General features: G+C 60.6%; 9 protein-coding genes, 1 tRNA gene and 1 pseudogene. 5 read left to right on the forward strand and 6 right to left on the reverse strand.

Going from position 1 to position 10,750, the window contains the following annotated elements; translation table 11 throughout:
* Positions 1-1,187: 1,187 nt before the first annotated feature.
* Together DBV08_RS32515 and DBV08_RS31715 are read right to left on the reverse strand one after the other, a co-directional pair.
* Positions 1,188-1,346: a hypothetical protein gene (locus DBV08_RS32515; RefSeq protein ID WP_003945304.1), complete on the reverse strand. Its 159-nt coding sequence runs from the start codon at positions 1,344-1,346 to the stop codon at positions 1,188-1,190.
* Positions 1,347-1,750: 404 nt separating this feature from the next.
* The gene (locus DBV08_RS31715) at positions 1,751-2,509 is read right to left on the reverse strand and encodes a hypothetical protein (protein WP_124570061.1); all 759 of its coding nucleotides are present in this window, start codon (positions 2,507-2,509) and stop codon (positions 1,751-1,753) included.
* Between the two features lie 292 nt (positions 2,510-2,801).
* Here DBV08_RS31715 and DBV08_RS33335 point away from each other — a divergent pair.
* A pseudogene (locus DBV08_RS33335) lies at positions 2,802-2,978 on the forward strand (Cmx/CmrA family chloramphenicol efflux MFS transporter); the annotation flags it as partial.
* Positions 2,979-3,130: 152 nt separating this feature from the next.
* On the opposite strand, the gene DBV08_RS31725 reads toward DBV08_RS33335, so the two are convergent.
* Both DBV08_RS31725 and DBV08_RS31730 read right to left on the reverse strand, forming a co-directional pair.
* Positions 3,131-3,601, reverse strand: coding sequence for a GNAT family N-acetyltransferase (locus DBV08_RS31725; RefSeq protein ID WP_234036629.1), 471 nt, complete (start codon positions 3,599-3,601; stop codon positions 3,131-3,133).
* Positions 3,602-3,739: 138 nt separating this feature from the next.
* The gene (locus tag DBV08_RS31730; protein WP_124570062.1) at positions 3,740-4,003 is read right to left on the reverse strand and encodes a hypothetical protein; all 264 of its coding nucleotides are present in this window, start codon (positions 4,001-4,003) and stop codon (positions 3,740-3,742) included.
* A gap of 530 nt (positions 4,004-4,533) precedes the next feature.
* Between DBV08_RS31730 and DBV08_RS31735 the strand changes: the two genes are divergently transcribed.
* On the forward strand, positions 4,534-4,953 hold the full coding sequence (locus tag DBV08_RS31735) for an SMI1/KNR4 family protein (protein ID WP_124570064.1): 420 nt from the start codon (positions 4,534-4,536) through the stop codon (positions 4,951-4,953).
* A 302-nt stretch (positions 4,954-5,255) separates the two neighbouring features.
* Here the strand turns inward: DBV08_RS31735 and DBV08_RS31740 are convergent.
* Positions 5,256-5,328: transfer RNA gene (locus DBV08_RS31740), tRNA-Arg, on the reverse strand.
* A 97-nt stretch (positions 5,329-5,425) separates the two neighbouring features.
* Here DBV08_RS31740 and DBV08_RS31745 point away from each other — a divergent pair.
* Positions 5,426-7,561 (forward strand): cytochrome c oxidase assembly protein, encoded by a 2,136-nt coding sequence (locus tag DBV08_RS31745; RefSeq protein WP_124570066.1) that lies wholly within the window; start codon positions 5,426-5,428, stop codon positions 7,559-7,561.
* A gap of 181 nt (positions 7,562-7,742) precedes the next feature.
* The gene (gene ssb / locus DBV08_RS31750) at positions 7,743-8,156 is read left to right on the forward strand and encodes a single-stranded DNA-binding protein (RefSeq protein WP_007733347.1); all 414 of its coding nucleotides are present in this window, start codon (positions 7,743-7,745) and stop codon (positions 8,154-8,156) included.
* Between the two features lie 4 nt (positions 8,157-8,160).
* Here the strand turns inward: ssb and DBV08_RS31755 are convergent, their stop codons facing one another.
* Entirely contained in the window at positions 8,161-8,619 is a 459-nt protein-coding gene (locus tag DBV08_RS31755; protein WP_095973080.1) for a MarR family winged helix-turn-helix transcriptional regulator, read from the reverse strand.
* Between the two features lie 105 nt (positions 8,620-8,724).
* On the opposite strand from DBV08_RS31755, the gene DBV08_RS31760 reads away from it, so the two are divergent.
* Positions 8,725-10,542: an ABC transporter ATP-binding protein gene (locus tag DBV08_RS31760; RefSeq protein ID WP_124570073.1), complete on the forward strand. Its 1,818-nt coding sequence runs from the start codon at positions 8,725-8,727 to the stop codon at positions 10,540-10,542.
* The last annotated feature ends 208 nt before the right edge of the window (positions 10,543-10,750 follow it).

Genomic DNA, 10,750 nt, shown 5'->3' on the forward strand with positions numbered 1-10,750 from the left:
ACAACGCAGAAGGCGCAAACCGGGCGATGCGCAATCAGGAATCTAACACGAGCAAATCGCATAGCTGGACACGCCATGGACGTCCGTCCATGCAAGAAAAACTCCGCTTACCTGGCTATATGTATCTTCCGTTGATTTCTGTCAAGTTAACTGGCTGGTTCATCACAATTCGATCTCGACCATCAGTTGCATGCCTGTCTTGGACCTTGCCGACAATCGGTGAGCGGCCGAGTCGAGTCGGCACTGCTGTACCGAATGAGCCTTTATGCAGTTCACCGCCCCTTATTTGCTGTCGGAACGACAAGGTGTGGAGCGAATTATCTGTGCACACACGCTCGACAAAAAGGCAAATCATTTTTCCGCGTATAGGAGGAGGGTGAATTAGGGGGTGAATTCAGTCGCGGGTCATAGAAACCCCTGTTCTGAAAGGATCCAGAGATAGGGGTCACATTAGATTCGTTTTTCTTAGCAGATTGGATTCCGGCCTGAGTTAACCGTCGATAATGCTTCGGCGGCCGACATGGCATTTCGAGACAAAGAATCGTCCGGCTTTTCGTAGAAAGCCTTCGGTACGGTTACGTCTCTCCAGCTGATCACGCGCCGCAGCGACTTTTGGCGTCGCTCGTGTGCGCACGGATGATGCACTACCTGGGATGAGTGTGGATCTCGGAAGATGCCATGCCGGAGGTTTCTTCGAAGATCTCGAGACCTCGCAAGTTCAGGTCGTTCTCGCGCACCTCGGCACGATGAAATGGCTTACTTTTCAAGCGCTTTCGATGCCCGTGGTCAAATGGTGACGGTCGTTGCGTAGTCGCTGACGGCGGATGCGGCCGGTTCGATCGGTGCGCAGTCGCCACATCCGAGCAACCGCACCGAGTAGCCGCGAGGTCCCACAGCAAGTGCTTTTCGCAGCTCTCTGGACACTTCGCGAAATCGGACCTTCGAATCGAGTTCTCGCGCGACCATTCTGACGCAGCTTGTGTCAGTGGTGCTACACCCACGGCTGCCCGCAAGGTTCGACTGCCCCGGCGGCTGTTACACCCTGGGCTCCAGAGCTCAGAGGTTCTGTGACACTCGCGGCCGCTCTGTTTAGCGCGGTGCATGCGGCTCAGCCGGCATTGGTGGGCAATTGCCTACCGGCTCTCGTCGTAGAACTTCGTGAGACGGCCTTTGTCGCAAGGGAAGGGCTACAACGATTGGTCTGGCCCGGTCAACGACGCGGGACCGGTCGTCGGTTGGTGTGCGCCGGTGAACCGCTCGACCACGGATACCACGACGATCGCGAGTGCCAGGATTCCAACAGTTCGGGCGAGTGACTTCAGCGTCTTCGGAAGTGCCTTCTTCATGTGTGGCAGATTACTGCGGACGGCACGAAATTTGGGGGCTAGGTTCCGATCCGAATCGGATCGGTCTGCACAGATACCCGAATCTGGAGGCCGATCCCGTGTGGAAGTCGCCCAACCCGGCTTCCGAAAATAGTTCGAAGATTACGGATACCATCGCAGGACTTCCGGATGGCAACTATGTCGCCGGAATCTACTGCGTCAGTGACGGACCCACCCCGGCCGGATACAACAAGACTCACAACTTGGTTGAGCTTCCGTTCACTCTCCCGCAGGCGCCTGCGAAGCCGGGCGGGGGATTCGGATCCATCCAATTCCCCGCGTTCGGCTCGTAGAAACTCACGACAAAGCCCCCAACTTCGCAAGGAGGTTGGGGGCTTTCGTCATCTGCAGAAGGACTGTTGCTGCTAGCTGCCGAAGATGTCGCCGAGTGAACCGAGTGAACCGGTGCCTGTCTCAGGCTTCGGATCCTTCTTGGCGAAGTTGGTGGTGCAGCCGTTGAACTTCACAGCGTCGACGAAGACGCTCGAGGCTTCCGAGCCGGTGCCGACGCTCACACCGTAGTGCTCGACCTTTGCGCCGGGGTTGGCTGCCACGATGGCATCGAGTGAGGTGGGCTCGCCCTTGACTGCACCGCCGATGGTGCGGGTGCTCCACCAGAGTCCGTCCTGGATGTTCTCGTGCTTGACCGCAGCGTCCGTCACGGATGCGCCGTTCTGGCTCGGCACCCACACCAGGGTGGTGAAACCGTTGTTGTCCGGGTTCGTGGTGCCGGTCAAACGCAGCTGGAACGCAGCGCTGGTGGTTACGGCGCGCTCGGAAAACCCGATTTCCTTGGCAGCTGCGTCGGCCAGTTTGATGCTGCCTGCCGCGTGGTAGGACACGGAGCGGTCCTTGACGTCGGTGACTTCGAGTTTGAGTGAGCCGTCCTTGTCGAAGACATTATCGGCCGCGTAGGAGGCGGTCTGGTCCTTCTCGTCGGTGAACGGGATTCCCCAGCCGTTCGCGGTGGTTTCGGTAGACGTTGTGGAGCAGTTGAAGCCCGCTTCCGGCTCTGCGGAACCGAGTGAACCAGTGGGCGCTGCGCCCGCGAAAGCCGGTGCAATCAATGCAGCGGAGCCGACAAGTGCGGCAACGATTCCGGCGCGGCGGGTGGCTTGAGACATGCGTGATGAACCTCTCGGAGGGTAAAACGGGGGTGAAGGTCTGTAAAAAATAGCACAGACTGTCCGGTTTGTGAATGTTGAGGATGGGAAACGATTGCCCAAAGTCGTCCAGGGAAAAATGCTGGCAAGTAACGCATTTCGGTTTTCCGCGCGATTTACGATCGCAGCATCGGTGAATCGGCACTCGTGATTTCTCAGTAAGTGAGAACGAGCTACCTCGTCGTCGAACCCCGCAAGAACGGCACCGCAGTGTCCGGCACATCGACCACGATCGGACGGTGACGTACGCACTGTGTATGTGACCGGCGTTGGAACATCCCCCGGCAAGGGTCTCGTCGCCGACCTGGAAGGACTCGTGCCACCCGCGATCGCGACCGAGTTGGGGGTCTCGGTTGGCACTGCGGGCCTGCTGTCCTCAGCATTTGCGGTCGGTACGGTCATCGGTGCGACAGTGATGGCGGTCTTCTCTGCGGTGCCAGGCTGGCGCGTTTCCTTTCGCGGCCAAGACTTCGAACGCATTAGCAGTACTCCGAAAATAAGTGCACGCAAGCCTGTGCGCCGAGCACCACCGCAACGCCGTCACGCGAACGTGCCACTACCCAACCGAGCCACGACCTCCCCTCAGCGCCCGCTCGTCGGAGCTTTCGTTGCGCCGGTTGCGAATTGGTGCATCCCATCCGCGTCGAGCCCTCGATGCGCCCAACCGAGCTCGCTGAAGAAGCGGTAAGCGGGCTCGTTCCTCTGGTCAACGAACGCAACCCACCCCGTCGTCGGCGGGTGCTCGGGCCACGAACGGACGCAGTCGATCGTTGCCCGGCCGAGCCCGTTCCTGCGCCGGCGCGGATCGATCGCGAGATCAGTGATGCCATGCTCGTGTCCGTTTGGGTCCCAAGCGCAGCCGACGAGCGCGACCGGATCGACACCGTCGAGCACCACAAGCTGCACACCCGAGTGGGTGGCGAGGACATACTCGAGCCACTCGTCGTCAAGCGGACCCAGCTCACGGTCTAGCGTCTCATCCTCGTACCAGCGCTGGATCCACGGCCAATCGGCACGGGTCATTAGCCGCGCCGCGAGGGTCTGCTCAGTCATGAGGTCTATTCTCTCGTTCTCGTTCTCGTTCTTTTTCAGGGCTTACTCTCATCCGGCGTTGGCAGCAGCTTGATCACGCGTGTGCCGTATGCAGCACAAGAATGCCGCCAGCCTCACCCGAGATAAGGGAGACGCGCCCTAGTCAAGTTTCGCTGGCGGATAGTCCCCGTAGACGCCTTCGTCGCGGCAGGCTAAGTACTGCTGATGCTGCAGATTCGTGCGCTCGTCGAGGCCTTTGTAGTAGTCGGTCTTCACCTTGCGCATGTCGGCGCGGTACTCGCGAATGAACTTGAAGCCTTCGTGCGTCATCGGGATAACGAACGCCGCGATTACAACCCACAGCAGGATCCACAGCAATGTCTGCCAGTAGTTCGTAATGAAGACAATCAGCAAGAATGCCACGATGAATCCGACGAGGGCGTCCGTTATTTCGAGATGTATTCCGCGAAAAGTTCTTTATCTGATCGTGCATCGCAATCGTACGCGTGGGTACGGCGACCGTCATCGGTCGTGCGTTTCATGATTCGCATCGATGCGTCAGTTCGCTCTTCCAAGCTTGAACCCTTGTCGCTAATAGTCTTTTGGTCCGCTTGAGTCTCCAGATATCCGGGCGTCAGTTCGGCGAAACCCGCACACTGAGTTGCCCTCACTTCCTCGGCGGTGGGACCCGCGGGCTCGCTACTGCATCCGCTGATGAGTAGCGCCGCTCCGATAGCCGCGACTGCGGCGAACGGCATTTTCATGCCGGAATAGAACCAGACGGACCGGTCGTAACTGACATTTGATCTGCCTCAGTTGGTAGTAGTCTTCGGCTCCAGCGGCTTCCTGTTCGGCGACCCATGCGGGTGCGACACTTTTGCGACACTCTTGCGCCCGACGCACCGGCGTCCGAGTTCGAAGCTAGTGTCCCGCGCCGGTAGTAAGTTTCCGATATGGCTCTCGGAAACGGGTTGGTCGCTCGGATCGAGCGGACCGTGGACTTCTACGGTCCCGGCCGTCCGATTCCGGCAGACGAGCTTCACGCGCGATTGCATGCGCTCGACATCGTCCCGGACAAAGACTTCACCGAGTTCGTGGGACGTTGGGGTGGATGCTTCGTGGGCGTGTCCGTGCACGCATGGGACAACGCCGAGCTTATCGGTCGTGAGACATGCATCGAGCTGACCATTGAGGCGCGTGACGCATACGGTGCCCTCATCGACGGGGTGGTGTTCGCTGACGACGGGTCGGGGAATCCGATCTGGATCGCTGCGGACGGAAGCGTGTGCTTGGTCGACCATGACAACGGGAACACAGTTGTCCGACTGGCGGCCAGTTTCCGCACGCTGTTGGAGGAGAACGTCGACGACTGACTCGCGCGACTAACCCTTCCTCGGGGGTCGGATCTTCTCGACGGACTTGTTCCAGATGAACGGCTTCGGGTTCTCATCCCATCCCTTGACCCCTGCCGTTGTTCGGCAAGATTGTCGACGATGAGTCGGAATTCGGCGCCTAGCTTGCGTCGAGAGACGTACATGCTCACCTGCGAACCGCTCAACACTTACTCAACACTTTGGTCGGGATTGCGCGGGACAACGCAGGATTATTGCATTGGTCGTATCTGCGTACATGCTGGCCTAGAAGGTATTGAGTCCTGCGTAAACGGTACGAAAAGTGCCCCCGGCAGGATTCGAACCTGCGACCAAGAGATTAGAAGGCTCTTGCTCTATCCCCTGAGCTACGGAGGCGCGTGGAACATCATACTCGAGGGTTCGGGATGTGACGCGCGCCGCCCAACTCCGACGCGTTGTCGTAGTCGGTTCGCGAAGGTCCTACCCTTGAGGTATGGCTACACCCGACCTCGCGCCGACAGATTCCTCACCGGAGTCCACTCCGCACAGCGGTGCACCCGCTTCTTCGACCGCCATATTCGTGGTCAGTGGACTCATCGCAGGGCTCACCGCAGCCGTCGTGGTGGGATTCTCCGCGTCGCAGGCACTGACTCTTCTGGGCATCCCTGATCCAGGTCCGATCACTACGTACGGCCTGCCCGCGATGCGCGCACTGGGGGAGATCGCCGCGGTCATCGCGATCGGGTCACTGCTGTTGGCCGCTTTCTTCGTGCCACCTCAGAAGTCGGGCGTCCTCGACGTCGACGGCTATCGAGCAGTCCGAACCGCATCGCATGCCGCGATCGTGTGGGCGATCTGTTCGTTCATGATGGTGCCTCTGACGCTCTCCGACACATCGGGTCAGCCGTTTGCCGAAGCGATCAAACCGGCAAACCTCTGGTCGGGACTCGACCAGGTGGAGATCGCCGGCGCCTGGCGCTGGACGGCCATCATCGCGGTTGTTCTGGCGATCCTGGCCCGGTTGACACTGCGCTGGTGGTGGACTCCGCTCCTGCTGCTGGTCGGTCTACTCGGACTGATGCCGCTCGCTCTCACCGGTCACTCGTCTTCGGGCGGCTCGCATGACATCGCGACCAACAGCCTGATCCTGCACCTTGTGGCAGCTTCGCTCTGGGCCGGCGGCTTGTTCGCGCTACTGGCCCACGCGCGGCGCGGCGGCGATTACACCGACGTAGCGGCTCGACGCTTTTCGACGGTCGCATCCATCTGCTTCGTCGTCATGGGATTCAGCGGTGTCATCAATGCGATTGTCCGTCTACCTCTCGACGACGTGTTCACCACGACCTACGGACGATTGATCGTCGCCAAAACAGTTGCACTGATCATCCTCGGGTTCTTCGGTTGGGCTCAGCGGAGTCGGGCGCTGCCGGCGTTGGCGGAGAACCCCAAGAGTCGCTCCGCGCTGATTCGTTTTGCCGGCGCTGAAGGCATCGTGATGGCGGCGACCATCGGTCTCGCGATCGGCCTCGGTCGGACCCCACCGCCCCCGCCGCTGTCGATTCCCTCGATCCCCGAGGTCGAACTCGGTTACAACCTTCCGGACCCGCCGTCGTTCATGGCATTCGTGACGGACTGGCGATTCGACCTCATGTTCGGCACTGCCGCAATCGCTGCGGCGATTCTGTACGGAATCGGCCTGCGCAAACTGGCCAAGCGCGGGGATTCCTGGCCCGTCGGCCGAACCATCGCCTGGATGAGCGGTTGTGCGGTGCTCTTGATCGCCACGTCGTCCGGTGTAGGCAAGTACGCGCCGGCAGTCTTCAGCGTTCACATGGGTGCGCACATGGCGCTGTCGATGTTGGGCCCAGTCCTGCTGGTTCTGGGTGCGCCGATCACTTTGGCTCTGCGGGCCCTCGATCCGGCAGGCAAGGACGGCGTGCCAGGCATCCGCGAGTGGATTCTGACCGCCCTGCACAGCCCGTTCTCGCGTTTCATCACGCACCCGATCGTGGCGGCCGTTCTCTTTGTCGGCGGCTTCTACGCGCTCTATCTCGGCGGAATCTACGGCGCGACGGTCGACTCGCACAGCGCGCACTTGCTGATGAATCTGCACTTCATCCTGAGCGGATATCTCTTCTACTGGGTGGCGATCGGAATCGACCCGTCACCACGACAATTGCAGCCGGTGACCAAGCTGGCAATGGTCTTCGGTTCGCTTCCGTTCCACGCGTTCTTCGGTGTGGCCTTGATGAGCACCACCGCCGTCATGGGTGGCGCCTACTTCCGTTCGCTCGGCCTTGGCTGGAACAACGATCTGATCGGCGATCAGCAGTTGGGGGGCAGCATCGCCTGGGCGACCGGCGAGATCCCGCTCATGGTGGTCATGCTTGCGCTTCTGGTTCAGTGGTCGCGCAGTGACGGCAGAACGGCGCGCCGAACCGACCGTGCGGCTGAACGTGACCACGACGCCGACCTCGCCGCACACAACGCGATGTTCGCCGAATTGGCCAGGCGGGACCGCGAGGGGTGGAAACCCCGAGAGGCGGCTGACGCGGAGACTGCCGACGAGGACACTGCCGATGGGGCGCCCAGCGAGAAGAAATCCGACGAGTCCTCCACTAGCACTTAGCACCGACACTGCCCGGGCCGTTTGGCTCGGGCAGTGCTGTTTCTCCACAGCGGTCCCGCCGATGCACAGGTGGAAATCGAAAACCGGAGCCAGGCGTTTGCCGTTCCACAATCGAAACTGCCGACGCAATGATCGGCCCCGCGGCAGTTGGCGGGTTCTGAAGTTCGAAGGGGGATCGGACATGTACGAAACGCATGCAACCGTTGTCGGAACCGTCATCACCAATCCGGTGAAGCGGCAGACCACCAATGGTGAAGAGGTGCTGAGCTTTCGGATGGCAAGCAACACGCGTCGCAAAGACGCGGTGACCGGAGAGTGGACTGACGGTGCGACCCTGTATCTCACGGTCAGTTGCTGGCGGCGGTTGGTCACCGGCGTCGGCGCATCCATCATGAAAGGTGATCCGGTCATGGTGGCGGGGGAGTTGCGCACCAACGAGTACACGACCAAGGAGGGTGTGCCTCGTTCCGATCTCGAGTTGCGGGCGACGGCAGTTGGCGCGGACCTTGCTCGTTGCATCTCGAAGATCGAGCGTCAGAGCAAGCCGACGTCGGCGGAGAATGTCGAGGACGCAGTCGACACCGTCGCTGCGTGAGAACTCAGATCGAGGGTGTCGGGCAGTCGCGGGGCCGAGAGTCGTGCCCCGCGTCCACTCGCTCGAGAAGTTCGGTGAGAGTTGCTCGCTCCGACTCGTCGAGGTCGTCGAACACATCCGAGGATTCGCGTCTTTGAGCTTTCGCGACGTCGGCGGCCAGCGCAGCGCCGGCGTCGGTGAGCTCGAGTAATACAGCGCGGCGATCGTTCGGATCGGGAGTGCGGCGTACCCATCCGGCATCTTCGAGGGAATCCACGACGTCGGTTGCCGACCGCGGAACGATGCGTAATCGTTCGGCGAGAAACCCGAGTCGAACCGGTTCGCCCACTCGGGTCAGCACTCGGAGTGCTCGGCTTTGCGACGGCGAGAGGCCGAATGGTTCCAGCGCTGCCACCTGGCGTCGGCGGATGAGCCGTGCCACGGACATCACGACATCGGTGAGTTCGCGCTCTCGGGAATGCATGGCGTCAGTCTAGCGTTGTTGGTGTCAGCCTCATAGTGAGGTAACCTCATCAATATGAAACGAGGGTGAGAAAGCCTCCAGGAGGTAAACGTGAAACCAGATCACATGCGAAACATCGAACGATCCGCTGTCGAGATCACTCCGGCGGAATCCGTACCGGCAAAGCGCGTACTCGGACTGTTCGCGCCGTATCGAACTCAGATCGCCATCGTCACTGCGGTCATCACACTCAGCGCGATCGTCGCGTTGGGCAGTCCGCTGCTCCTGCGCGAAATGCTCGACAAGGCGATCCCGGACAAGAACCTCGGACTCGTCAGCGTTCTGGCCATCGGCATGATCGCCATTGCCGTGATCACGAGTTGTCTCGGCGTGGCGCAGACCTGGATGTCCAACAGCATCGGCCAAAAGCTGATGCACCAACTGCGCGTGCGGGTCTACTCGCACCTGCAGAATCAGTCGCTCGGATTCTTCGCTCGAACCCGAACCGGAGAAGTTCAGTCGCGCATTGCCAATGACATCGGCGGTATGCAGTCGGTGGTCACCAACACGGCAACGTCCATCGCACAGAATGCAACGACCGTGGCGGCCACCATTGTTGCTCTGTTCCTTCTGGATTGGCGACTCGCCATCTTTTCGCTGGCGATCTTGCCGGTGTTCATCCGAATCGCACGCAAGATCGGTGACGAGCGCCGCAAGATCTCGGGCAAGCGGCAGAAGTTGCTCAGTGATCTGTCGGTCCAGGTGGAGGAATCTCTCTCCGTCAGTGGCATTCTCCTCGGAAAGACGACCGGCGCGAAGTCGGCTCTGACGGATCGATTCACCGAGCGTTCAGCGGAAGTCGCGGACGTCGAACTCCGGGCCATGATGGCCGGGAAGTGGCGCATGGCGACCATGTCGATCACTTTCGCGGCCATGCCCGCACTGGTCTACTGGTTTGCCGGTTTCACTCTCGATCACGGCAACACCATCACCGTCGGTACTCTCGTCGCATTCACCACACTGCAAACACAATTGTTCCGACCCACCATGATGCTGCTCAACACGGGCGTCGAGGTGCAGAGTTCGATGGCACTGTTCAGTCGCGTGTTCGAGTACCTGGATCTGCCGATCGACATTGCCGATCCGGAAGAGTCGAAGAGCTTCGATCGCACCACGATGTCCGGCGAACTTCGGTTCGACCACGTCGACTTCTCGTATCCAGGAACCGACAGCAAGACTCTCGACAACATCGACCTCACGGTCCCAGCCGGCGGAACCTTGGCGCTGGTCGGCTCCACCGGTTCAGGCAAGACCACTCTGGGATACTTGGCCGCACGTCTGTACGACCCGACTGCGGGATCGGTGAGAATCGACGACGTCGACCTGCGGGACCTCGATCTGGCGACGGTCTCCGATCTGGTGGGTGTGGTCTCACAGGAGACGTATCTCTTCCACACGACGATTCGTGAGAACCTTCGGTTCGCGAAACCCGACGCCACGGACGCCGAGATCGAGCAGGCGGCGCGCATTGCGCAGATCCACGAGTTCATTTCCGGTCTCGACGACGGGTACGACACCATGGTCGGCGAGCGCGGCTACCGATTCTCCGGCGGTGAGAAGCAGCGCATCGCGATCGCGCGCACAGTCCTGCGGAATCCGCCGATCCTCGTCCTCGACGAGGCGACGAGCGCCTTGGACAATCGCACCGAACGTGCGTTGCAGGACGCGCTCGACGAGCTGATGGTCGGGCGCACCACTCTTGTTGTAGCGCACAGGCTTTCCACGGTTCGAAATGCGGACCTCATTGCGGTGCTCGACCGGGGCGTGGTTGTGGAAAAGGGCACCCACGACGAACTTGTGCAACAAGGTGGGCGGTACGCACAGCTGCTCGCGGCTTCCGGTAGTGACGCGGTCGACCTCCCGTCGGAACTACAGACCGTCTGAGTGCAAGAAATATCGACCATTCACTTCCGCAAATTTCTAGAACGTGTTCTACTTTAATGGTAGTTGGGCGACTATCAGTGGAGGCGGGAAGATCATGGGTCAGGTTCTGGACAACATCTCACAGTTCGCCGACGAGATCCGCGCCGACGGAGTCGAGGGCGACAAGCTGATGCGCTTGACGGACGGCAGCGCGAAGCGACTGCGCGAC

Source organism: Rhodococcus sp. KBW08 (genome assembly GCF_003852455.1).
Taxonomy (GTDB): domain Bacteria; phylum Actinomycetota; class Actinomycetes; order Mycobacteriales; family Mycobacteriaceae; genus Rhodococcus_F; species Rhodococcus_F baikonurensis.